21 protein-coding genes are annotated in these 22539 nt (G+C 67.2%); 12 read left to right on the top strand and 9 right to left on the bottom strand.

Going from position 1 to position 22539, the window contains the following annotated elements; translation table 11 throughout:
* On the bottom strand, positions 1-484 hold a 484-nt coding region (locus SPHPH_RS19850), incomplete at its 3' end, for an IS5/IS1182 family transposase (RefSeq protein WP_037488610.1).
* Positions 485-646: 162 nt separating this feature from the next.
* Between SPHPH_RS19850 and SPHPH_RS0113910 the strand changes: the two genes are divergently transcribed.
* Entirely contained in the window at positions 647-1441 is a 795-nt protein-coding gene (locus SPHPH_RS0113910; protein ID WP_238303103.1) for a ThuA domain-containing protein, read from the top strand.
* A gap of 109 nt (positions 1442-1550) precedes the next feature.
* Positions 1551-3668, top strand: a complete 2118-nt coding sequence (locus SPHPH_RS0113905; RefSeq protein ID WP_028967235.1) for a RelA/SpoT family protein — start codon at positions 1551-1553, stop codon at positions 3666-3668.
* 279 nt (positions 3669-3947) lie between these two features.
* On the opposite strand, the gene SPHPH_RS0113900 is transcribed toward SPHPH_RS0113905, so the two are convergent.
* Both SPHPH_RS0113900 and SPHPH_RS0113895 read right to left on the bottom strand, forming a co-directional pair.
* Complete coding sequence (locus SPHPH_RS0113900) at positions 3948-4301, bottom strand: hypothetical protein (RefSeq protein ID WP_028967234.1); 354 nt, start codon at positions 4299-4301, stop codon at positions 3948-3950.
* Positions 4302-4383: 82 nt separating this feature from the next.
* Positions 4384-6201 carry a methyl-accepting chemotaxis protein gene (locus SPHPH_RS0113895; protein WP_051273027.1) on the bottom strand — a complete coding sequence of 606 codons (1818 nt, stop codon included), beginning with the start codon at positions 6199-6201 and terminating at the stop codon, positions 4384-4386.
* Between the two features lie 160 nt (positions 6202-6361).
* Between SPHPH_RS0113895 and SPHPH_RS0113890 the strand changes: the two genes are divergently transcribed.
* Together SPHPH_RS0113890 and SPHPH_RS0113885 are read left to right on the top strand one after the other, a co-directional pair.
* Positions 6362-7351: a M48 family metalloprotease gene (locus SPHPH_RS0113890; protein ID WP_037488608.1), complete on the top strand. Its 990-nt coding sequence runs from the start codon at positions 6362-6364 to the stop codon at positions 7349-7351.
* A 22-nt stretch (positions 7352-7373) separates the two neighbouring features.
* Positions 7374-8396: a glycosyltransferase family 2 protein gene (locus SPHPH_RS0113885; protein WP_028967232.1), complete on the top strand. Its 1023-nt coding sequence runs from the start codon at positions 7374-7376 to the stop codon at positions 8394-8396.
* Positions 8397-8668: 272 nt separating this feature from the next.
* Here SPHPH_RS0113885 and SPHPH_RS0113880 read toward each other — a convergent pair whose 3' ends face one another.
* Positions 8669-9952, bottom strand: a complete 1284-nt coding sequence (locus tag SPHPH_RS0113880; protein WP_028967231.1) for an aspartate kinase — start codon at positions 9950-9952, stop codon at positions 8669-8671.
* Between the two features lie 52 nt (positions 9953-10004).
* On the opposite strand from SPHPH_RS0113880, the gene ubiG reads away from it, so the two are divergent.
* Positions 10005-10766, top strand: a complete 762-nt coding sequence (gene ubiG, locus SPHPH_RS0113875) for a bifunctional 2-polyprenyl-6-hydroxyphenol methylase/3-demethylubiquinol 3-O-methyltransferase UbiG (RefSeq protein ID WP_037488605.1) — start codon at positions 10005-10007, stop codon at positions 10764-10766.
* Between the two features lie 102 nt (positions 10767-10868).
* On the opposite strand, the gene SPHPH_RS0113870 is transcribed toward ubiG, so the two are convergent.
* Entirely contained in the window at positions 10869-11099 is a 231-nt protein-coding gene (locus SPHPH_RS0113870; protein ID WP_028967229.1) for a hypothetical protein, read from the bottom strand.
* Between the two features lie 115 nt (positions 11100-11214).
* Between SPHPH_RS0113870 and SPHPH_RS0113865 the strand changes: the two genes are divergently transcribed.
* The gene (locus SPHPH_RS0113865; protein WP_028967228.1) at positions 11215-13032 is read left to right on the top strand and encodes an ABCB family ABC transporter ATP-binding protein/permease; all 1818 of its coding nucleotides are present in this window, start codon (positions 11215-11217) and stop codon (positions 13030-13032) included.
* Between the two features lie 193 nt (positions 13033-13225).
* Here the strand turns inward: SPHPH_RS0113865 and SPHPH_RS0113860 are convergent, their stop codons facing one another.
* Entirely contained in the window at positions 13226-14386 is a 1161-nt protein-coding gene (locus SPHPH_RS0113860) for a phospholipase D-like domain-containing protein (RefSeq protein WP_028967227.1), read from the bottom strand.
* Positions 14387-14503: 117 nt separating this feature from the next.
* On the opposite strand from SPHPH_RS0113860, the gene rpoZ reads away from it, so the two are divergent.
* Entirely contained in the window at positions 14504-14848 is a 345-nt protein-coding gene (gene rpoZ, locus SPHPH_RS0113855; protein WP_028967226.1) for a DNA-directed RNA polymerase subunit omega, read from the top strand.
* A gap of 291 nt (positions 14849-15139) precedes the next feature.
* Here rpoZ and SPHPH_RS0113850 read toward each other — a convergent pair whose 3' ends face one another.
* A complete protein-coding gene (locus SPHPH_RS0113850; RefSeq protein WP_028967225.1) occupies positions 15140-16348 on the bottom strand; it encodes an LL-diaminopimelate aminotransferase in 1209 nt (402 codons plus the stop codon).
* Positions 16349-16483: 135 nt separating this feature from the next.
* Between SPHPH_RS0113850 and SPHPH_RS0113845 the strand changes: the two genes are divergently transcribed.
* The 5 genes from SPHPH_RS0113845 (at position 16484) to SPHPH_RS0113825 (ending at position 21419) form a co-directional block, all read left to right on the top strand.
* Positions 16484-18178 carry a PHA/PHB synthase family protein gene (locus SPHPH_RS0113845; protein ID WP_028967224.1) on the top strand — a complete coding sequence of 565 codons (1695 nt, stop codon included), beginning with the start codon at positions 16484-16486 and terminating at the stop codon, positions 18176-18178.
* 84 nt (positions 18179-18262) lie between these two features.
* The gene (locus tag SPHPH_RS19845) at positions 18263-19090 is read left to right on the top strand and encodes a phasin family protein (protein ID WP_051273026.1); all 828 of its coding nucleotides are present in this window, start codon (positions 18263-18265) and stop codon (positions 19088-19090) included.
* A gap of 107 nt (positions 19091-19197) precedes the next feature.
* The gene (gene clpS, locus SPHPH_RS0113835; protein WP_081668636.1) at positions 19198-19551 is read left to right on the top strand and encodes an ATP-dependent Clp protease adapter ClpS; all 354 of its coding nucleotides are present in this window, start codon (positions 19198-19200) and stop codon (positions 19549-19551) included.
* Between the two features lie 369 nt (positions 19552-19920).
* Positions 19921-20808, top strand: coding sequence for a dienelactone hydrolase family protein (locus SPHPH_RS0113830; protein WP_037488602.1), 888 nt, complete (start codon positions 19921-19923; stop codon positions 20806-20808).
* Positions 20805-21419, top strand: a complete 615-nt coding sequence (locus SPHPH_RS0113825; protein WP_028967221.1) for a glutathione S-transferase family protein — start codon at positions 20805-20807, stop codon at positions 21417-21419. Before SPHPH_RS0113830 ends, SPHPH_RS0113825 begins: the two co-directional genes overlap by 4 nt.
* 170 nt (positions 21420-21589) lie before the next feature.
* On the opposite strand, the gene SPHPH_RS0113820 is transcribed toward SPHPH_RS0113825, so the two are convergent.
* On the bottom strand, positions 21590-21907 hold the full coding sequence (locus SPHPH_RS0113820) for a hypothetical protein (protein ID WP_028967220.1): 318 nt from the start codon (positions 21905-21907) through the stop codon (positions 21590-21592).
* 130 nt (positions 21908-22037) lie between these two features.
* Positions 22038-22478 carry a MarR family winged helix-turn-helix transcriptional regulator gene (locus SPHPH_RS0113815; RefSeq protein WP_028967219.1) on the bottom strand — a complete coding sequence of 147 codons (441 nt, stop codon included), beginning with the start codon at positions 22476-22478 and terminating at the stop codon, positions 22038-22040.
* Positions 22479-22539: the final 61 nt, after the last annotated feature.

Here is a 22539-nt window from a genome sequence, read left to right as displayed (position 1 = left end):
GGCTCTCCCCGCCTTCCGCCGGCCGGGCACTGCGCGGCGGACAACGGACCGCCGCCTCCACCAGCGTGGCGTCGATCAACGTACCGGACTTGACCAGGAANCCTGCCGCNTCGAGNTGNCGCTGNACCTCGACGAACAGCGCCTCGCCCAGCCCCGCCTCGACCAGCGCCAGCCGGAAGCGGCACAAGGTCGTCTCATCCGGCGTCGGCTCCTCCAGCGCCAGGCCGCAGAACCGCCGGAACGATACCCGGTCGGATAGCGCCTCCTCCAGCCCCGGGTCCGACAAGCCATACCATTGCTGCAGCAGCAGCGCCCGCACCATCGCCAGCGCCCGGTACGGCGGACGTCCCGTCGTCCCGGGCCGCACCCGCCGCACCAGCGCCTCCACCGGCGCCCAGTCGATCAGCGCCGCGATCCGCTCCAACCGCGCATTCCGGCCAAACCCCGCCGGCAAAAACGCCTCCGCAAATCCCCGCTGTTCCATCGACGCCGATCCTCCCACAGCATCGAATCATATCCATGCCGAAACGTCAGCACATTTTCGCAGAGGTCTCGATCAAGTCCGGGATGACGAGGATGCTTCCACGACCAAAGTCCGCTTCACCTCCGGCACATCCCCGTCTACGCTGTCGGCAGGAGACGGATAATGCTGAAATCTTTGATGATGATCGCGATGCTGGCCGCGGCGCAGGCGCCCGACAATCCGCATCTGCCCGCGCCGGTCGTCGACACCGTCGCGCCGACCCTGCCCACCGGGCTGAAGGGTGCGGTGCTGATCGTCTCCAAGACCAACGGCTGGCGGCACTTCGAGCATATCCCGCACTCCAACGAGGTGCTGGGCGACATCGCGAAAAAGCTCGGCCGCCAGAGCTTCGCGACCGAGAACGCCGCGATCTTCAACGACCGCGATCTCAGCCACTTCGCGGTCGTCGTGCTGAACAGCGCGAGCGGCAACTTCATGAGTCCCGACCAGCTCGCGGCGTTCGAGCGCTTCGTGGCACGGGGCGGCGGCGTCGTCGCGCTCCATGCCGCTGGCGACGACAGCCACAAGGAGCCGTGGTACGACAGCACGATCATCGGCACGACCTTCATCGGCCATCCCAATGGCGACGATCATATCCAGACCGCACAGGTGATCGTCGACAAGCCGCAGCATGCGGTCATGGCCGGCGTCGCGAAGCGTTTTCCCCTTGCTGACGAATGGTATTCCTTCTCGAACGATCCCGCGACGCGCGGCATGACCGTGCTCGCGCGCGTCGACGAGAAGAGCTACCGCGTCGGCGGCAAGCTCGCCATGGGCGCGTCGCATCCGGTGGCGTGGGTCAATCCCCGCGCCAAGGGCCGCGTCTTCTACTCGGCGCTGGGGCATGAGCCGGCGGTCTATGACGATGCCAACGTGCACCGGATGCTGACCAACGCGGTCCGCTGGGCCGCGCGCTGATCGAGGAAAGCGGTAAAAGCGATGCCGAATAGCCACGTCGCGCGGCGTGGCGGCATTTTTCTGCACGGGAATGTTGCATTGCGGCCGTAACCGGCCCCATCCTCATCCCGTGTTGAGACAATATGAACTGATCGACCGGGTCCTCGACTACGATCCCGACGCCAATGAGGCGATGCTCAACCGCGCCTACGTCTTTTCGGTCAACGCGCACGGGACGCAGAAACGCGCCAACGGCGATCCCTATTTCAGTCACCCGATCGAGGTGGCGGGCATCCTGACCGAATTGCATCTCGATGACGAGACGATCGCTACCGCGATCCTCCACGACACCGTCGAGGATACCGTCGCCACTTCCGAAGAGATCGAACGGATCTTCGGCGCGAACATCGCGCGGCTGGTCGACGGCGTCACCAAGCTGAGCAAGATCGAGGCGCAGACCGAGAACGAGCGCGCCGCCGAGAACCTCCGCAAATTCCTGATGGCGATGTCGGGCGACATCCGCGTGCTGCTGGTGAAGCTGGCCGACCGGCTCCACAACATGCGCACGCTGCACTTCATCCCCAAGCCGGAGAAGCGCCGCCGCATCGCCAAGGAGACGATGGACATCTACGCCCCGCTCGCCGAGCGGATCGGCATGTACGAGTTCATGAAGGAGATGCAGACGCTCGCCTTCGCCCAGCTCGAGCCCGAGGCGTACGAGTCGATCACCAAGCGGCTGGAACAGCTCAAGGAAGGATCGGGCGGCGACCGGATCGCCAAGATCGGCTCGGGGCTCAAGCTGCTGCTCGGCCGCGGCGGGGTCGAGGCGCAGGTGTCGGGGCGCGAGAAGCATCCTTATTCGATCTGGCGCAAGATGCAGGAGCGCCACATCAGCTTCGAGCAGCTGTCCGATATCATGGCGTTCCGCGCGATCGTCCCGACGATCGAGGATTGCTATCGCGCGCTTGGCCTGATCCATCGCCGGTGGCCGGCGGTGCCGGGGCGTTTCAAGGATTATATCTCGACCCCAAAGCGCAACGGCTATCGCTCGCTCCACACCAGCGTGATCCACGCCGAGAACCGCCGCATCGAAATCCAGATCCGCACCCCCGACATGCATGCCGAGGCCGAGTTCGGGCTGGCGGCGCATTGGGCGTACAAGCAATCCGTCGGCGCTCACCCGGTCCGCCCCGATTCGCAGCAGGACTGGATCGCCGATCTGGTCGAGATCCTCGACACCGCCGAGACGCCCGAGGAGTTGCTCGAACATACCCGCATCGCGATGTACCAGGATCGCATCTTCGCCTTCACCCCGAAGGGCGAACTGATCCAGTTGCCCAAGGGCGCGACGCCGATCGACTTCGCCTATGCGGTCCATACCGATCTCGGCGATCAGGCGGTCGGCGCGAAGGTCAACGGGCGCGTCGTGCCGCTGTCGACGGTGCTGGAGAATGGCGATCAGGTGCAGGTGCTGCGCTCCAAGGCGCAGGTGCCGCAGCCGGCGTGGCTGAAGGTCGCCATCACCGCCAAGGCACTGGCCGCGATCCGTCGCCACCTGCGCAACGAGGAGCGCGAGCAGACGATCGCGCTCGGTCGCAAGCTCTACGACGACATCGTCCAGCGGCTGCCCGCCACCCTCGCCGATCACGCGATCGACGAAGCACTCAAGCGGTTGAAGCTCGCGGACGAGGTGGCGCTGATGCAGGCGATCGCGCGCCGCACGCTGACCGACGGACAGGTGATGGAGGCGCTGATGCCCGGATCGGCGGGTGCCGATGTCGCCAACGCACCGCCGCAGTCGAGCGCGATCTCGATCGAGGGGCTGGCGCCCGGCGTCGCCTATGAACTGGCCGATTGCTGCCATCCGGTGCCGGGCGACCGCATCGTCGGGCTCCGTCGTCCCGATGCCTCGATCGAGGTCCATGCGATCGACTGCCGCGTGCTCGCCGATCTGGCGGAGCGCAGCGAGGACGAAACGGACTGGATCGACGTGCAATGGGGCCACGCCACCGAGGGCGCGACGGCGCGCATCTCGGTCGAGGTGCGCAACCAGCCCGGCGCGCTGGGCATGCTCGCGACGATCATCGGCCAGCACAAGGCGAACATCATCAACCTGCGGCTCGACAACCGCGACACGCAATTCCACACCAACGTCATCGATGTCGAGGTGCACGACGCGCACCAGTTGATGAGGCTGCTGTCGGCCCTGCGCGCGGCGGATGCGGTCAACGCGGCGGAGCGGGTCTGACCTTACCCGCGTCCGACGACGAACCAATTTCCCGATAGCCGACCGCCCTCTTAGCGGTAGTTACGATTGAACGGCACGCTTTCGGGTCGAACGCCTTTCGCCCGTCGCCCCGGACTTGATCCGGGGCCCCGCTTCTTCTTGGCGACCGCGGCAAAAGCGGGATCCCGGATCAAGTCCGGGATGACGAAAGGAGGCAGGTGCCCGGTAACTGCCGATCAGCGCCAGGTCATGAAGACGTCGGGTTGAACATAGCGCTCGTTAAGCAGACCTTGCCACGCTCTACAGCACCGCCGGCGCGCTGGTGACGATCCCGCAACCGGCCGCCGCCTTGGTGACTTCGAGCGGTACCTTGGGATCCTTCACCTGCCCGGCGACGCGAACGAAGTCCCCGACCGTCAGCCGCCCCGACGTCGTGTCGCCCTCGCGCGTCGCGCGCGCCGCGCGCCCGAGCTGCTGAAGCTGGCCGATTGACAGGTTCTTCTCGAGCCGGTCGCCGACGCACTGCGACTGATCCGGAGCGAAGCCATAGCCTTCCAGCGAGGAAGCGATCCGCGCCGACGGATCGACACACCCCGCCACCGCCACCGTCAACAACGCCACGCCGGCCCCGGCCGGCCAGTAAGTCCTGCCCATCATCCATCTCCCGTTGCTGCCCGATCGAACAAGCGGCAGACGAGGTGGCTCCTGATCTAAAATTATAATTCAGGTGATTAGGTCAGAACGCGCTCCAGTCCTCCTCGACCGCCTTGAGCGCGACATTGCCGCGGGTGACCGTCGCAGGAGCGGCCCGCACCGGACGTCGCACCGGCGCAGCCGGCGCGGCCCGCGCCGACGATGCGTCGACGCGGAAGCGGTTGACCTGACCCTCCAGCGTCACCGTCTCGGTCGTGAGCAGGCGGCACGCGGCGGTGACTTCCTCGACCATCGCGGCATTGGCCTGCGTCGCGCTGTCCATCTCGCCGATCGCGACGTTGACCTGCCCGATGCTGGCGGCCTGCGAGGCGGCGCTGTCGGCGATCTTGGTCACGAACGTGGCGATCTCGTCGATCCCGCTGGTGATCGCACGCAGCGAGGTGTCGGTCTCCTGCGCCAGTTCCACACCGCTGCGGACGCGCTGTACGGTGTTGGTGATCCGTGCATTGATGTCGCGCGCGGCATCCGCCGAGCGTTCGGCAAGCGCGCGTACCTCACTGGCGACCACCGCGAAGCCCTTGCCCGCATCGCCCGCGCGTGCGGCCTCGACCCCGGCGTTGAGCGCAAGCAGATTGGTCTGGAACGACAGCCCGTCGATCAAGGCGATGATTTCGGCGATCTCGTTCGAAGAGCGTTCGATATCGTTGATCGCGGCCATGGTGCGGCGGACGATCTCCTCGCTGTGGCGCACGTCGGCGGTGGCGCGATCGACGACGCCGATCGCGGCCTTCGCCTCATCGGCGGTGGCGCGCACCGATGACGCGATCTCGGTGACCGCTGCGGCGCTTTCGGCCAGGCTCGCCGCCTGTTGTTCGGCTCGCTGCGCGAGATCGTCGGTGGCGGCGTGCATTTCGGCGGTGCTGGTCGCGATCCCGCCGGCGCTGCCGCGCACCGTGCCCAGCGCCGCCGCGAGCCGCTCCACTGCGGTGTTGAAGTCGCGTTCGAGAGCCGCATAGGAAGGGGGGAAGCCGCGCAGCGTCGCGCACAGATCCGCCTCCGCCAGCCGCGCGAGTGCGGCGCCGACCTCGGTCATCACCTGCTGCTGCTCGGCATCGGCCTGCGCCTTGGCGGCGGCGGCGTCGCGGAAGACGAGCACCGCGCGCGACATGCTGCCCAATTCGTCGGCGCGCTCCGTATCGGGCACGCTCAAGCCGTGATCGCCGCGCGCCAGCGTGTCCATAACCCCGGTCAGCCGCACGACCGGACGCGCCAGCGCACGGCTCAGCAACATCGACACCAGCACCGCGATGCCGATCATCGCCAGCCCGCCGAGCGCCAGCGCGATCTTGCCGGTCAGCAGTGCGCTGGTCCGGGCCGCGCTGGCTTCCTCGCCGCGTGCGGTCTCTTCGTCACGCAGCTCGCGTAACGGGGCGAGCACGGGGACGAGCGTCACTTTCTTGCTGACCGCGCGCAGCCGCTCCTGCGCCGCCATGCGGTCGGTGCGCGCCAGCGCGATCATCGGGTCCGCCACCTGCTGACGCCAATCGGCAGCCCGGGCGAGCGACTCGTCGACCTTGGCGCGCTGCGCCGGCCGATCGGCGAACAGGGTGTGCAGCTTGGCCGTGCCGTCCGCGACCTGCGACTGCCCTTCGTGATATTGCTTCAGATAGCCTTCGTCACCGGTCACCAGAAAGCCGCGCATCTGGCTGTTCTGGCGCAGCATGCCGATCTCGATCTGTAGCGATTGCGCCAGCACTTCCTGCCCGCGTGCGCCGACGTCGCTGGTCGCCTCGATCCGTGACAGGAGCATCCATAGCACGGTCATCATCACCAGCACCGCCAGGATCACCGCGCAAAAGGCGGCCGCGATCTTCTTCCCGATCGGCAAGCTGTTCAACATAATAGCGGAAATCCCGATTCGTCGTCGGGCGAGTTTCTGCCCAATCACGAATCAACATCACGTTAATCAGCGGCTTAGCATCTCCGGCAACCCAAGCCATCTTGGCCGGTGGAAACCACGGCTGCCTTCCCGCATTCTGGCGGGTACGGGAGGAACGATCATGCTACGACCCATGTTGCTTGCCGCGATGCTGGCGACCACCGCGTCACCGGCCGCCGCGCAGGCGATTTCCGCAAATGACAAGGCGCTGGGGGCCCGCGCAAACCCGCAGTTGGTGACGCAGTTTGGCGGCAAATACAGCGGACCGCAGGCTGCGTATGTCGAACGCGTCGGTAAGCGCGTCGCGGTGCAGTCGGGTCTGTCCAATGCGCAGGGCGATTTTATCGTAACCCTGCTCGACTCGCCGGTAGAGAACGCTTTCGCGATCCCGGGCGGCTATATCTACGTCACGCGTCAATTGCTGGCGCTGATGAACACCGAGGCGGAACTGGCGTCGGTGATGGGGCACGAGGTTGGCCATGTCGCCGCGCGCCATTCGGCGTCGCGCAACCAGCGCGCGACAATCGGCGGCGTGCTGGCCGCGGTGGTCGGTGCGGCGGCGGGCAACAGCGCGGCCGGCCAATTGGTCGGCACCGCCGCGCGCAGCGGGGCGCAACTCTACGTGTTGAAATACGGCCGCGATCAGGAATATGCCGCCGACGGGCTGGGCGTGAAGTACATCACCGCCGCCGGCTACGATCCCTATGCCGCGGCCGACATGCTCGCGCAGCTCGACGCGCAAAGCCAGTTGCAGGCCGAGGTCGGCGGCAAGGGCGGGCAGCAGGTGCCGAGCTGGGCCTCGACCCACCCCAACAGCGCCGACCGCGTGCGCCGAGCCGCCGCGCTCGCCAAGGCAACGGGGCGTCCGCTGACCGAGCCGCCGCAGGACGTGGCGTTCCTCCGCCAGCTCGACGGATTGGCCTATGACGAGAAGGGATCGGGCAAGCGGATCCGCATCGTCACGGTCAAGCGCGGCGACACGATCGACTCACTGTCGCGGCAGATGGCCTATGACGATCTGCGACGCGATCGCTTTATGACGCTCAATGCGATCGAAGATGAGGCACAATTGACGCCGGGACGTTTGGTAAAGATCGTGACGCGCGGATGAGCTTCGGTTAGACGCGGGGGCTATGCATCGTCCCGCACTTTCGGTCGTCGTCCCTTGCTATAACGAAGAGGCCACGCTGCCGCTGCTCCACGCACGCGTGTCCGCGGCAGCGCGGGCGGCGGTCGGCGACGATCACGAGATTGTGCTGATCAACGATGGTTCGCGCGACAACAGCTGGGCGGCGATGCAGCGTCTGTCCGCCGAGGACCCGCGCGTCGTTGCGATCAACCTGTCGCGCAACCACGGGCACCAACTCGCGCTGACCGCCGGGTTGGACCTCTGCGCGGGCGAGCAGATCCTGATCATCGACGCCGATCTGCAGGACCCGCCCGAGCTGCTGGCCGACATGCGGCTGATGATGGCGCGGGAACAGGCCGATGTCGTCTATGCGGTGCGGCGGAAGCGCGAGGGCGAGACGCTGTTCAAGAAGGCGACCGCGGCGGCGTTCTATCGCGTGCTCGACCGGGTCACCGATACCGCGATCCCGCTCGATACCGGCGATTTCCGGCTGATGACCCGCCGGGCGCTCGACGCCCTCCTCGCGCTGCCCGAACAGGCGCGCTTCATCCGCGGGATGGTGGCGTGGGTCGGCTTCCGTCAGGTGCCGTTCGCCTACGACCGCGCCGAACGCCATGCGGGCGAGACGAACTACCCGCTCGGCAAAATGGTGCGGCTCGCGCTGGACGCGGTGACGGGTTTCTCGACCGCGCCGCTGCGCTGGGCCAGCCATCTGTCGGTCGTGCTGGCGGCATGTTCGATGCTGCTGCTGGTCTATATCGGCTGGGGCTATTTCGTCGGCGACCATGTGCAGGGCTGGACCTCGACGATGCTGGTCGTCGTGGTGCTGTCGTCGATCCAGATGTTCGTGCTGGGCATGATCGGCGAATATCTCGGCCGCCTGTACATCGAGGCGAAACGCCGCCCGCTGTACCTGATCGCCGATGTCGCGGGCACCGCACACGGCCGCGCAACACTGGGATTTCAGGCCGAGCGCACGCGCATCCCGGACTCGCAGGTCGCGGGCGAGATCGTCGCGCAGGACTGAGTTAGCGGGGCGGCATCGTCCCCCACTCCGTCATTCCCGCGAAGGCGGGAATCCAGACGCGCGGGTCGTCGTTCGAGCCGCAACGTCCGAGGTTCTGGATCCCTGCCTCCACGGGGATGACGGAGAGGGTGTGCGGCTGGATCGCCCCAAACCCGCCGTCATCCCGGGCTCGACCCGGGATCCCGCTTCTTCTCGACGCAGCGTGAAAGCGGGACCCCGGATCAGGTCCGGGGCGACGACGAAGGGTATTTCTCAGCCCGCCGCCACGAACCTCACGCCGCTTCGTCGGCGTCCAGCCCGTACGCCGTGTGCAGAACGCGTACCGCCAACTCCGTCTCATCCTCGTGGATCAGAACCGAAACCTTGATCTCGCTGGTCGAAATCGCCTGAATGTTGATCCCGCGTGCGCCCAGCGTCGTGAACATCGAGCTGGCGACACCCGCGTGGCTGCGCATCCCGACCCCGACGACGCTGATCTTCGCGACGCGCATGTCGTGGATCAGCTCGCCGAAGCCGATCGTCTCGCGCGCCTGGTTCAGCGCCTCGATCGAACGCGGCAGGTCCGCGGCCGGCACCGTGAAGGTCACGTCCGTCGCGCTGCTGCTCGCCCCGGTCGTGGAGGGGCTGCGGTGCGCGATATTCTGGATGATCATGTCGACGTTGATGTTCGCCGCCGCCAGCGGCTCGAAGATGCTCGCGACCGATCCGGGCTTGTCGGGCACGCTGGTCAGCGTGATCTTCGCCTCGTTCTTGTCGTGCGCGATGCCGGTGATGAGCTGGCGTTCCACGTCTTCGATCTCCTCTTCGCCCACGATCATCGTACCGGGCAATGTGTCCGCCATCGGGGCGTCGTCGCCGGTGAACGACGACAGCACCTGAACGCGGACCTTCTCCTTCATCGCCAGCCCGACCGAACGGGTCTGGAGCACCTTGGCGCCGACGCTGGCGAGTTCCAGCATCTCTTCATATGTCACCTTGGCGAGCTTGCGCGCGCGCGGCACGATCCGCGGGTCGGTGGTATAGACGCCGTCGACGTCGGTGTAGATGTCGCAGCGATCGGCCTTCATCGCCGCCGCCATCGCCACCGCCGACGTGTCGGACCCGCCACGCCCCAGCGTCGTGATCCGGCCGTCAGCGGTCACGCCCTGAAAGCCGGGGATCACCGCGACCTCGCCCGCCGACAGGCTGGCATCGAGCGCCTGCGTATCGATCGTGCCGATCCGCGCCTTGGCGAATGCCTCGTCGGTGTGGATCGGCAATTGCCACCCCAGCCAGGAGCGCGCCGGCACGCCGATCGCCTGCAACGCGATCGCGAGCAAGCCGCTGGTGATCTGCTCGCCCGCGGCGACCACGACGTCATATTCGCGCGGATCGTACAGCGGCGAGGCCTCGCGGCAGAAGCCGACGAGCCGGTCGGTTTCGCCCGCCATCGCCGAGACGACCACCGCGACCTGGTTGCCGGCGGCGGCCTCACGTTTCACCCGTGCGGCGACCGAGCGGATTCGCTCGATCCCCGCCATCGAGGTGCCGCCGAATTTCATGACGATGCGCGCCAATGCCGTATCCAAACGCCTTGGGATGAGAGGGGCGTCCTGATAGGAAGCGGGCATGACCGACGCAAGCGTAACAACCGCAACCATCCCCGCCGTCCCGCACGCCTCCGTCGTCGGGCGCGAGGCGGCGCATTTCGGCAAGCTGGCAGCGGAATGGTGGGACCCCAAGGGCTCCTCGGCGATGCTCCACCGGCTTAACCCGGTGCGGCTGCGCTATCTGCGCGGCGCGATCGATCGGCATTGGGATCTCGACGACCGCACCTTCTCGCCGCTGGCGGGCAAAAGCGCGCTCGACATGGGATGCGGCGCGGGGTTGCTTGCCGAGCCGCTCGCGCGGATGGGCGGCGCGGTGACCGCGGTTGACGCGGCGGCGGAGAGCATCGCGGTGGCGCGAGTCCATGCCGAGGGGCGTGGGCTGGCGATCGACTATCGCGCCGGCGGGGTCGAGGCGGTCGCGGGCGAGACGTTCGATCTCGTCTGCTCGCTTGAGGTGGTCGAGCATGTCGCCGACGCGCGCGCGTTCGTCGCCGGCTTGGCGGCGGCGGTCCCGCCCGGCGGGCTGCTGGTGATGAGCACGCCCAACCGCACCTGGTGGTCGCGCGTCGCGCTGGTCGAGGGCGCCGAGCGGCTCGGCCAGATCCCGCGCGGAACGCACGATTGGGACAAGTTTCTCACCCCTGACGAACTGTCGGCGATGATCGCGGAGGCGGGGCTGGAGGTCATCGACGTCACCGGCCTGTCGGTCGGCGCGAGCGGCTTCACGCTCGGCGGATCGACCGCGCTCGATTATTTCGTGACGGCGGTGCGGGCGGGCTGACCGTCATTCCCGCGCAGGCAGGAATCCAGACGCGCAGGTCGTCGCGAGGGTCGGGACGTCAGAGGTTCTGGATCTCCGACTCCGCGGGGATGACGCCGGTTATTACCCTCGCGCCTTACCCGAACCCCGCTCGACCATCTGCGCGCCATTGCGCTGGCACGCCGCGCTGACCACCGGATAATCGAGGTCGTTGTTGCGCGCGAGCACGTCGGCCATCGCGGCCTGACATTGCTGCACCGTCGCATAACGCGCCGGTTCGATGCGGGCGGTGGCGCAGGCGCTGGCGGCGTCGCCGCATCCCATGATCGCCATGACGAAGAACGCTGCTTCCATGTCGTCTTCCCTTCGCGGTTAAAACGAGTACGCGCCCGGCTCGTTCCGATCCGCCGCCGGTCCCGCCGCGGGACGGTTGACGCGCGTGCTCTCGCGCACGACATCCCCGTCACCCATGCCACCCGACAGATCGACCTTCTCCGCCGCCGAGCGCCCGCTGCTGCCGACGCTCCGCCGCTTCCTGCCCGACCTCTGGCCCGCCGACGCGCCCGGAATGAAGCTACGCGTGGTTGGCGCGATGGTGCTGGTCGTGCTGTCGAAGCTGGTGCAGGTCTATGGCGCGCCGTTCGCATTGCAGGGCGCGGTGGACGGGATGGCGGTGCCGACCACGCCGCTGTCGCTGATCGTGCTGCTGGTGGTCGGCTATGCCGCGGCGCGGTTCGGCACGACGCTGTTCGACAATCTGCGCAACACCGTGTTCGAGCGCGTCGGGCAGGAGGCGACCCGCCGACTGGCGGCGCGCGTCTTCCGCCACCTTCACCAGCTCTCGCTGCGCTTCCACCTCGAACGCCGCACCGGCGCGGTGACCAAGGTGGTCGAGCGCGGCACCAAGAGCATCGACACGATGCTCTATTTCCTGCTGTTCAACATCGCGCCGACCGTGTTCGAGCTGACGCTGGTGCTCGGCATCTTCTGGGTAAAGTTCGGCTGGCAACTGGTCGCGGGCACCGTCGCGATGGTCGCGCTGTACATCTGGTTTACGCGGCTCGTCACCGACTGGCGCTCGGCACTCCGCGAGCGGATGAACGACCTCGACACCGGCGCGGTCGCGCATGCGGTCGACTCGCTGCTCAACTTCGAAACCGTCAAATATTTCGGCGCCGAGGAACGCGAGGCGCAGCGCTACGATCGCGCGATGCGCGCCTATGCCGATGCCGCGGTGGTCAGCGAGAACAGCCTCGCGTGGCTCAACATCGGACAAGCCGCGATCACCAACGCGATGCTCGGCGGCGGGATGGCGTGGGTCGCTTATGGCTGGAGCCAGGGACGCTTCACCGCGGGCGAGGTGGTGCTGGTCTCGACCCTGCTGTCGCAGTTGTTTCGACCGCTCGACCTGCTCGGGATGGTCTACCGCACGATCCGGCAGGGCGCGATCGACATGGGGGCGATGTTCGACCTGATCGACACGCCGTCCGAAGTGGTCGACGCGCCCGGCGTGCCGGCCTTGCTGGTGTCGCGCGGCGCGGTGCGGTTCGAGAATGTCATGTTCGGCTATGACGCCGGGATGCCGATCCTGAAAGGCATCGACCTCGACGTGCCGGCCGGCACCACCTGCGCGGTCGTCGGCCCGTCGGGAGCGGGCAAGTCGACGCTCGCGCGGCTGATGTATCGTTTCTACGACGTCAGTGGCGGGCGGATCACGATCGACGGGCAGGATATCGCCAAGGTGGCGCAGCCGTCGTTGCGCGCCGCGATCGGGATCGTCCCGCAGGACACGGTGCTGTTCAACGACACGATCGGCTACAACATCGCCTACGGCCGCGCCAACGCCGATCAGGCCGCGATCGAGCAGGCGGCGCGCGGCGCGGCGATCGCCGGGTTCATCGAACGGCAGCCGGACGGCTATGCCACGCGCGTCGGCGAGCGCGGACTCAAGCTGTCGGGTGGCGAGAAGCAGCGCGTCGCGATCGCGCGGACGTTGCTCAAGGACCCCCCGATCCTGATCCTCGACGAGGCGACCAGCGCGCTCGACAGCCGCACCGAGGCCGAGATCATGGAGACGCTGGAGGCGATCGAGCGCGGCCGCACCACGATCGTGATCGCGCACCGGCTGTCGACGATCGTCCATGCCGACCAGATCGTCGTGCTGGAGGCCGGGCGCGTCGTCGAGCGCGGCACGCACGCGGCGCTGCTGGCGCAGAATGGGCTCTACGCGGAGATGTGGGCGCGACAGGCGCAGGAGCAGGAAGAGGAAGCGCTGGCGGTGGAGTGATGGCTGCGGTTCGTCGCCCCGGACTTGATCCGGGGCCCCGCTTCTTCTTGTTCAGACGCTGCTGGAAAGCGGGGCCCCGGATCAAGTCCGGGGCGACGAAAGCGCAAGGTCAGCCGTCATTGCGAGCGTAGCGAAGCAATCCACGGCGTCCTAGTCCGGCTCTGGACTGCGTCGCTACGCTCGCAGTGACGAACTACTCGTCGATCCCGAAGTTCAGCCCGCGCGAGATCGCCGGATCGGCGACCGCGGTCAGCAGATACGCCACGAACTGTTTCGACCGCTGCCACCACCCGGTCGCCTTGCGATACGCCTCGACCGTCACCTCGTTCGACTGGGCGATCTCTCCATCGACATAGCCGCGCACATGGTCCGCGAACGCCGCATCCTCGATCCGCAGCATCAGCTCGAGATTGATGAACAGGCTGCGCATGTCGAAATTGGCGCTGCCGATCCAGGTCGCATCATCGACCACGTACAGCTTGGTGTGCAGCTTGGTCGCGGCATATTCCCAGATCCGCACGCCCTTGCGTAGCAACCCGGCATAGGTGAACCGCGACGCGGCGATCGTGACATTGTTGTCGGAGCGCGATGCGGTGACGACGCGCACCGTCGCCGCGCGTTTCCCCGCGCGGTCGAGCCGCCGCAGCACGGTCGGGCTCGGGGTGAAATAGCCGGCGATGATGTCGATGCGCTTGGCATGACGCATGTCGGCGCGGATCGCGCGCGCCCACGGCGACAGATGCCGCGTCGGCCCGCCGATCAGCCAGCGCAGCTTTCCTTCGCGCTCGCTCCATTGCGCGAGCGCCTTGTTGAGCCGCCGGATCTTGCCGCCGCTGTGGATGCCGTCCTCCAGCGCGTCGAAATAGCCCGCCATCCGCGCCGCCGCCGGCCCTTCGAGCAGCAGCCCGAGATCGCGCCACGCTTGCTCCCGCGGCGTGCCGAAATAATCATCCTCGATATTGAAGCCGCCGATGATGATGCGCGCATCCCCCTCCGCGTCGGCGAGCGCGAGCTTCTGATGGTTGCGCAACAGGTACCGCCGCCCGAGCCGCGGCGAGAAGCGGCACACCGACACGCCCGCGTCGCGCAGCGGATCGAAGAAATCGTCGCCCTCGCTCCCGAACCCGTCGACGATCAGCTTGACCGCCACCCCGCGCCGCGCTGCCGCGATCAGCGCGGCGTTGACCCGGCGCCCGGTCGTATCGTCGGCATAGATATAATAGAGGATGCGCAGCGAGCGGCGCGCGCCGTCGATCAGCGCCAGCACCGCCTCGAGTCGCCGCGGCCCGGTGTCGAGCAGGGTCAGCCGGTTGCCGTCGACCGTGAACACAGGTTGCGGGGCGGCGTCCTCCATGATCCCGCAGATGGCGACTGCGCCGCCACCGGGCAAGCACAGCCTTTCCTTGACGAATGGCCCTCCACCGCGTACCTGCTCCAGCTTCCCTGAGTTTACCGTTTAGAGGATACGCGGATGGCGCGCGTCACTGTCGAGGATTGCGTCGACAAGATCCCGAACCGTTTCGATCTGGTCCTGCTCGCCGCCCAGCGCGCGCGGCAGGTGTCGGGCGGAGCCGAACTGACGATCGATCGCGATCGCGACAAGAATCCGGTGGTCGCGCTGCGCGAGATCGCCGAGGAGACGGTGCGGCCGAAGGACCTGCACGAATCGGTGGTGCAGAGCCTTCAGCGTGTCCAGATCGACGACGAGGAAGAGGCCGACGAGATCGGCAGCCTGGCCGCCTCGGCCGAGGCGCTGCGCCTCACCGCCGTCGCCCCGCCGCGCAACCAGAACCTCGGCGCCGATTACGACGGCTGATCCCGTCGCCTGGGTGTGGATGAAAAAGGCCGGTCGCTGGGTCCAGCGGCCGGCCTTTTCGTGTCGGTGCCGCGCGCGTCATTGCGAGCGCAGCGAAGCAATCCAGAGCCGGACCACGACGCTGTGAATTGCTTCGCTACGCTCGCAATAACGGGTGGCTTGGCCCCAATCCATCGTCATCCCGGACTTGATCCGGGATCCCGCTTCTTCCTCGCCGCTCGACAAGAAGAAGCGGGGCCCCGGATCAAGTCCGGGGCGACGGCAAGGGGGGGGGCTGGTCGCCCCCTTATTTCACCCCGCAACCTTGCCCGGCGTGTTCACCCCCATGCTCTGCAGGTAGCGCTTCACATTGCGCGCCGCCTGCCGCAGCCGCTGCTCGTTCTCGACCATCGCGATCCGCACAAACCCCTCGCCGTTCTCGCCGTAACCGACCCCCGGCGCGACTGCGACCTTGGCGTGGGTCAGCAACTGCTTGGAAAACTCCAGCGACCCCAGATGCTTCAACGCCGGCGGCAGCGGCGCCCAGGCGAACATGCTCGCGGGTGGGGCAGGAATGTCCCACCCCGCGCGCCCGAAACTCTCGACCAGCACGTCGCGGCGCTTGTGGTAGAGCTGGCGGTTCTTCTCGACGATATCCTGCGGCCCGTTGAGCGCGGCGCACGCCGCTGCCTGCACCGGCGTGAACGCGCCGTAATCGAGGTACGACTTTACCCGCGTCATCGCCGCGATCAGCTTCTTGTTGCCGACCGCGAAACCGATCCGCCAGCCCGCCATCGAATAGGTCTTCGACAGACTAGTGAATTCGATCGCGACATCCTTCGCGCCCGGCACCTGCAGGATCGAGACGGTCGGCTTGCCGTCGAAATACAACTCCGAATAGGCGAGGTCGGACAGGATCCACACCTCGTTCTCGCGCGCCCACGCCACCAGCCGCTCGTAGAAGGCGAGGTCGACGGTCTCGGCGGTCGGGTTCGACGGATAATTGACGACCAGCACGCTCGGGCGCGGGATCGTGAACTCCATCGCGCGTTGCAGGCTCTCGAAATAATGTTCGTCGGGTGTCGTCGGCACCGCACGGATCGTCGCGCCGGCGATGATGAACCCGAACGTATGGATCGGATAGCTTGGGTTGGGCGCGAGCACCACGTCGCCCGGCGCAGTGATCGCGGTGGCGAGGCTCGCTAGCCCCTCCTTCGACCCCATCGTCACGACGACTTCGGTCTCGGGATCGATATCGACCCCGAAGCGGCGTCCATAATAATTGGCCTGCGCGCGCCTGAGGCCGGGGATGCCGCGCGACTGCGAATAGCCGTGAGCCGACGGCTTCTGCGCGACCTCGATCAGCTTGGCGATCACATGGTCGGGCGGGGGCAGGTCGGGATTGCCCATGCCGAGATCGATGATGTCCTCGCCACCCGCACGCGCCTGTGCCCGCATCGCATTGACCTCGGCGATGACATAGGGCGGCAGGCGCTTCATGCGGTAGAATTCGTCGGACACGGGGCTGATACTCCTTTGCGCCGCCGGCTATACAGCCAATCGCGCGCGCCGGGCACCCCGCGCAACAAAAAGCCGTGGACCTGACTTCGTGCTGCAACGTCGTTACGTTACGTCAGCTACAGGAGAGGAGTCCGCGTGACCAACCCCGACGTCCCGCCAACGACCGCGACCCCCGATCTCGCCGATCTCCAGCATTGGACATGGCTGATGGGCCGCGCGCAGCAAATGATGCTGGAGGCCGGCGTCCCGCTCGCGCCGGCCGAGAGTTTGGCGGAACAGACGCGCGATTTCTGGAGCGATTACCTCGCGCTGTGGCAGCGCTTCACCACGCCGGCCGCGCCCGAGGCGGAACGGCCGAAGGAGAAGGACCGCCGCTTCGCCAACCCCGCGTGGCGCAGCAACCCGGCGTTCGACTGGATGCGGCAGAGCTATGCGCTGATCGCCGACCATATGCTGCGCGGGGTCGATGCGCTGGAGGGCGTCGACGAGCGAACGCGCGCGCAACTCAAGTTCGCCACGTCCGGCTTCGTCGATGCGATGAGCCCGTCGAACTTCGCGGTGACGAACCCGGAGGTGATCGAGAAGACGATCGAGACGCGCGGGCAGAACCTGCTCACCGGGCTCACCAACATGCTGTCCGACATCGGCCGCGGGCAGCTGACGCATACCGAAGGGACCGCCTTCGAGGTCGGGCGCAATCTCGCCGCGACGCCGGGCAAGGTGGTCAAGCGCACCGCGCTCTACGAACTGATCCAGTACACGCCGACCACTGAGACGGTGCTGGCGACGCCGCTGCTGATCTTTCCGCCGTGGATCAACCGCTTCTACATCCTCGACCTCACCCCGGAGAAGAGCTTCATCCGCTGGGCGGTGGCGCAGGGGATCACCGTGTTCATGGTGTCGTGGAAGTCGGCGGACGCGTCGATGGCCGACGTGATCTGGGACGATTACGTCGCCGCGCAGGTCGAGGCGATCGACACCGTCCGCGGTCTGCTCGACGTGCCCGCGGTGCATACGGTCGGCTATTGCGTTGCGGGGACGACGCTCGCCGCGACGCTCGCGTGGCTCGCCGCCAAGGAGCAGGCCGACAAGGTGGCGAGCGCGACCTTCCTGACCGCGCAGGTCGATTTCAGCCGGGCGGGCGAGTTGCTCCACTTCGTCGACGACGAACAGCTCAAGATGATCGCGACGCTCAGCCCACAGGGATTTCTCGACGGCCGCTATCTCGCCGCGACCTTCAACCTGCTGCGCGGGCGCGACCTGATCTGGAATTACGTCACCAACAACTATTTGCTCGGCAAGGATTATGCGCCGTTCGACCTGCTCCACTGGAACGGCGACGTCACCAATCTGCCCGCGAAATGGCACCTCGCCTATCTGACCGACCTGTACCGCGACAATCTGCTGATCCAGCCCGGTGCGATGAGCGTCGGCGGTGTGCCGCTCGATCTCGGAAAGGTCGAAACCCCCGCCTATGTGCAGGCGGGACGCGAGGATCACATCGCGCCCGCCGAAAGCGTCTGGAAGCTGACCGAGCATCTGCGCGGTCCGTTGCGCTTCGTGCTCGCCGGCTCGGGCCACATCGCAGGGGTGGTGAACCCGCCGGCTGCCGGGAAATATCAGCACTGGATCAACGACCAACCCGCCGACACGCTCGACGCCTTCGTCGCGGGCGCGCGCGAGGTGAAGGGGAGCTGGTGGAACGATTGGTCGGCATGGCTCCGTGCTCACGCCCCCGCGACGGTCGCGGCGGACGACGCGCGCATACCGGGCGCAGGTGCGCTGCCCGCGATCGAGGACGCGCCAGGCAGCTACGTGCGGGCGCGCTGAAGTGTCTGCTGCACTGCACAAGGTACTTGCAACCTAAGCAAAGGATCATTATTGTGCAGTGCAGCAAATCACGGAGCGGGCACGATGGTGGACCAGACCGGCAAGGTTGAGGGCAGGAGGACGGGCACACCGGCCAAGGGTCGCGCGCGTGTCGCGGCAAAGCCGGTCGCGTCGGCCACGTCCGTCCTGCCGCCGGTTCCCGCCGAACCGGAAGTGCCCGCGGTGCTCGCCAATCCGGCGATCACCGATGAGCCCGCGCCGGTGGTGATCGCCGCCGAAGAACCGGCCGCTCCGGTGGCGGAAGCTTCGGCTGTGCCCGCTCCCGTGATCGAAGAACCCGTTACCCAACCCCAACCGGCTGCCCCGGCAGCGCCATTGGAAGTGAAGGACACGAACATGACCGACACCGTCACGACGTTCGCCGACAAGGCGCAGGACCAGGCCAAGGCGTTCGCCGACAAGGCGCAGGACCAGGCCAAGGCGTTCGCCGACAAGGCGCAGGAGCAGGGTCGCGCCGCCTTCGCCAACGCCGGCGAGCAGGCGCGCGTCGCGCTCGACAAGAGCCGCAAGGTCGCCGAGGACATGGCCGAATTCGGCAAGGGCAATGTCGAGGCGCTGGTTGAATCGAGCCGCATCGCCGCCCAGGCGTTCGAGTCTTTCGGTCAGGACGCCGCCGCCTTCGCGCGTGCCCGTTACGAGAGCACCGCGCGGCTCGTGCAGACGCTGGCGTCGGTGAAGTCGCCGACCGAGGCGCTGCAGCTCCACGCCGACTACGTCCGCGCCTCGTTCGACGCGCTGGTCAAGGAAGCCTCGCGCTCGACCGAAGCGACGCTGAAGCTGGCCGGCGACGTCGCCAAGCCGCTGCAGAACCGCGTCGCGGTCGCCGCCGACAAGTTCCGCACCGCCGCCTGATCGCGGTCGCGCAAGCAAAAGAGGGCGGTCGCAGCGATGCGGCCGCCTTTTTTGCGCGTTTGCGGTCTTGCCTGCGCGCGCCCGCGTGCCATATTCGCGCAGTGTCCATGCAGCAGCAGATTGTCCCGATGGCCGCGGGCCAGAGCGACGATGCCGACGGTGACGGCACCGGGGTCGGCATCGCCACGCGCACGCGCGCCCGCACCAAGAAACCGACGCCGTACCGCGTCCTCATGCTCAACGACGATTACACGCCGATGGAATTCGTCGTTCTGTGCCTTCAGCGCTTCTTCCGCATGAACATGGAAGAGGCGACCCGGGTGATGCTCCACGTCCACCAGAAGGGCGTCGGGGTGTGCGGCGTGTTCAGCTACGAGGTCGCCGAGACCAAGGTGAGCCAGGTCATGGACTTCGCCCGCCAGAACCAGCACCCGCTGCAATGCACGCTGGAGAAGGCGTAGTCCGTTCGTCATCCCGGACCTGATCCGGGGCGGCGCTTTCTACTGGTCGCGGCGAAGGATCGGGATCTTGGATCACGTCCCGGATGACGGGTCAGGCGGTCGGCCCGCCCCGATTACCGTCGCCCCTGCGCAGGCAGGGGCCCATGTCTGTGGCGGGTGGCGGAACGTCTGACACACAGACTGCGCCTACAATGGCCACCACCATCAAGACGCCGGCAGCCATAGGCCCCAGCCTCCGCAGGGGCGACGGTGAGTTTGGCCCGCGTGGGCGTGCAACACGCAAGCAACCATCCCCACGCCACCTTCCGCCCCCCGTCGCTTCCCGCTACCCTCCCACGCTAACCACACCGAATCGTGAGAGGAACCGTCATGGACCCCAGCCTGCGCGACCGGGCGATCGGCCTGTACGACGCCTTCACCCACGACCATCGCGACCGCCGCACCCTGCTGCGTCAGATGACTGCGCTCGTCGGATCGGTCGCCGCCGCGGAGGCGCTGATCGGCGGCATCGCCGCCTCGCCCGCCGCCGCCGCGCTGACCGAGCCGACCGACCCCCGGCTCGTCACCCGCAAGGGCAGCTATGGCATCGGCGGCGGCGCGCAGATGACCGGCTATTTCGCCGCGCCGCGCAACCCCGGCCGCGCGATCGGCGCGGTGATGGTGATCCACGAAAATCGCGGGCTGCAACCGCATATCGAGGATGTCGCGCGCCGCGTCGCACTCGCTGGCTTCTTCGCGGTCGCCCCCGACTTCCTCTCGGCCCAAGGCGGCACCCCCGCCGACGAGAACGAAGCGCGCGACCTGATCGGCAAGGCGGACATGAACGCAGTGCTCGCCGGCGCAGTGGCAACGGTGGGCCGACTCGCGAAACTCTCGCGCGGCACCGGCAAGGTCGGCACGGTCGGCTTCTGCTGGGGCGGCGCGCTCGTCGACCGCGTCGCGCTCGCCGCCGGGCCGGGGCTCGCCGCCGCGGTCAGCTACTACGGCCCGGCCCCCGATGCCGCCGAAGCGCCGAAGCTCAACGTCCCGCTGATGCTCCATTATGCTGGCAAGGACGCGCGCGTCGCGCAGACCGGGGTCCCGTGGGTCGCCGCGCTGAAGGCCGCGGGCAAGCCGGTCGAGGCATTCGACTATCCGGGCGTCGACCACGCCTTCAACAACGACACCTCGGCCGAGCGCTACGACAAGGCCGCCGCCGATCTCGCCTGGGGGCGGACGATCGACTTCTTCCACCGCCATCTGGATGCGCGCGCATGACGCTGACCTTCTACACCAACCCGATGTCGCGCGGCCGGATCGCGCGCTGGATGCTTGAGGAAATCGGCGAGCCCTATGAAACGGTGCTGGTCGACTGGACGCAGAAACCCGCCGCGCTGCTCGACGCCAACCCGCTCGGCAAGGTGCCGACGATCGTTCACGACGGCGCGGTGGTCAGCGAGGCGGCGGCGATCTGCGCCTATCTCGCCGAGGCGTTCCCGGCGGCCGGGCTCGCGCCGCGCGCGGAAGAACGCGCACCCTATCTGCGCTGGATGTTCTTCACCGCCGGCCCGCTGGAGGCGGCGATGGTCGACAAGGTGCTGGGAGTAGAGGTGCCCGAGGCCAAGCGCGGGATGGTCGGCTATGGTGGCTTCGCGCAGGCGGTCGACACGCTCGAATATGCGGTGTCGTCGCACAGCTACATCACCGGCGACCGCTTCACCGCCGCGGATGTCTATGTCGGCAGCGCGGTCGGCTGGTTCACGCAATTCGGGCTGCTGGAGAAGCGCGAGACGTTCATGCGCTATCTCGATCGGCTCCAGCAGCGCCCGGCCTATCAGCGCGCCGCCGCGATCGACGACGCGCTGATCGCGGAGGCCGCTCAGCGATAGTGGCGGATCGACATCGACGGCTCCCGTGGTCGTGGTGAGCTTTTCTCCTTCGTCGCCCCGGACTTGATCCGGGGCCCCGCTTCTTCCTGACCGTCGCGCAAAGAAGCGGGATCCCGGATCAAGTCCGGGATGACAGAAGAAGAGTGGTGATCAGTGGCTGTCGATTTGCTTCAACGACGGTCGTGCTTGTCCCAGCGGACGCGCGCGCTCAGCGCGTCGAAGCGGCGGTTGAGGTCCTGACGCTCCCGGTTCGAGAGCCCGCCGCTGCGGCGATAGCGCGTTTCAAGCTGGGCGAGCTGGCGCGAATTGGTGCGTAGCCGCTTCGCCTCGCGGCGGTCGAGCTTGCCGCTGCGGATCCCCTGATCGATGCGGCGATCGAGCTGCGCCTGACGCGCGTTGATCGACTGCCACGGTGCGGCGCTGGCGGCGAGCGGCGCGGTGACGCCGACGAGGCTGAGCCCTGCGATCAGCATGTGAAAACGGTTCATTGTGACGCTCCTTTACACAGGCACCGCGATCCGCGGCGCAACGAGAGTGAAAGTAGGAGCGGGCTGTCGCAGCCACGTCCCGACACATGCACGAAAGTGTGTCACTTTGTCGCGATCGCGACGGGTTCGTTCAGCTTTGCGCGCCGCCGGTCAGCGCGCGCCGCAGCGCGGCGACCTGCTGGTTGAGCGCCGCGAGCTGATCGAGCGACATTCCGCTGCGCGCGACCAGTTCCTCGGCAAGACATCCACAGCGCTCGCGCAACGCGCGCCCGCTGTCGGTCAGCATCACGCGCACCTGTCGCTCGTCGTCCGGGTTGCGCTGACGGGCGACATGCCCGGCCGCCTCCAGCCGTTTGACCAACGGCGTCACCGTGCTCGATTCGAGCGCCAATCGCTCGGCGATCGCGCCGACCGTTCGTGCATCCTGCTCCCACAAGGCATGGAGCACGAGATATTGCGGATAGGTGATTCCGATCGTGTCGAGCAGCGGCTTGTACGCGCGCCCGACCGCCATGCTCGCGGAATAGAGCGAGAAGCAGAGCTGCTCATCGAGAGGACGTGCGTCAGCCATGTCAGATACGTAGCAGCATTTTCCTTATCGCGATAATCTTTTCGCTGGACATACGCTTCGG

It is taken from the genome of Sphingomonas phyllosphaerae FA2, assembly GCF_000427645.1.
Classification (GTDB): Bacteria; Pseudomonadota; Alphaproteobacteria; order Sphingomonadales; family Sphingomonadaceae; genus Sphingomonas; species Sphingomonas phyllosphaerae.
This window is presented reverse-complemented; position numbering and strand designations above follow the sequence as displayed.

Coding starts and splice junctions, on each gene's coding strand:
- SPHPH_RS0113815 (WP_028967219.1), bottom strand. CDS start 22,478: ATGGCTGACGCACGTCCTCTCGATGAGCAGCTCTGCTTCTCGCTCTAT.
- clpS (WP_081668636.1), top strand. CDS start 19,198: ATGCAGCAGCAGATTGTCCCGATGGCCGCGGGCCAGAGCGACGATGCC.
- SPHPH_RS0113820 (WP_028967220.1), bottom strand. CDS start 21,907: ATGAACCGTTTTCACATGCTGATCGCAGGGCTCAGCCTCGTCGGCGTC.
- SPHPH_RS0113910 (WP_238303103.1), top strand. CDS start 647: ATGCTGAAATCTTTGATGATGATCGCGATGCTGGCCGCGGCGCAGGCG.
- ubiG (WP_037488605.1), top strand. CDS start 10,005: ATGACCGACGCAAGCGTAACAACCGCAACCATCCCCGCCGTCCCGCAC.
- SPHPH_RS19845 (WP_051273026.1), top strand. CDS start 18,263: ATGGTGGACCAGACCGGCAAGGTTGAGGGCAGGAGGACGGGCACACCG.
- SPHPH_RS0113870 (WP_028967229.1), bottom strand. CDS start 11,099: ATGGAAGCAGCGTTCTTCGTCATGGCGATCATGGGATGCGGCGACGCC.
- rpoZ (WP_028967226.1), top strand. CDS start 14,504: ATGGCGCGCGTCACTGTCGAGGATTGCGTCGACAAGATCCCGAACCGT.
- SPHPH_RS0113890 (WP_037488608.1), top strand. CDS start 6,362: ATGCTACGACCCATGTTGCTTGCCGCGATGCTGGCGACCACCGCGTCA.
- SPHPH_RS0113885 (WP_028967232.1), top strand. CDS start 7,374: ATGCATCGTCCCGCACTTTCGGTCGTCGTCCCTTGCTATAACGAAGAG.
- SPHPH_RS0113895 (WP_051273027.1), bottom strand. CDS start 6,201: ATGTTGAACAGCTTGCCGATCGGGAAGAAGATCGCGGCCGCCTTTTGC.
- SPHPH_RS0113860 (WP_028967227.1), bottom strand. CDS start 14,386: ATGGAGGACGCCGCCCCGCAACCTGTGTTCACGGTCGACGGCAACCGG.
- SPHPH_RS0113865 (WP_028967228.1), top strand. CDS start 11,215: ATGCCACCCGACAGATCGACCTTCTCCGCCGCCGAGCGCCCGCTGCTG.
- SPHPH_RS0113830 (WP_037488602.1), top strand. CDS start 19,921: ATGGACCCCAGCCTGCGCGACCGGGCGATCGGCCTGTACGACGCCTTC.
- SPHPH_RS0113900 (WP_028967234.1), bottom strand. CDS start 4,301: ATGGGCAGGACTTACTGGCCGGCCGGGGCCGGCGTGGCGTTGTTGACG.
- SPHPH_RS0113825 (WP_028967221.1), top strand. CDS start 20,805: ATGACGCTGACCTTCTACACCAACCCGATGTCGCGCGGCCGGATCGCG.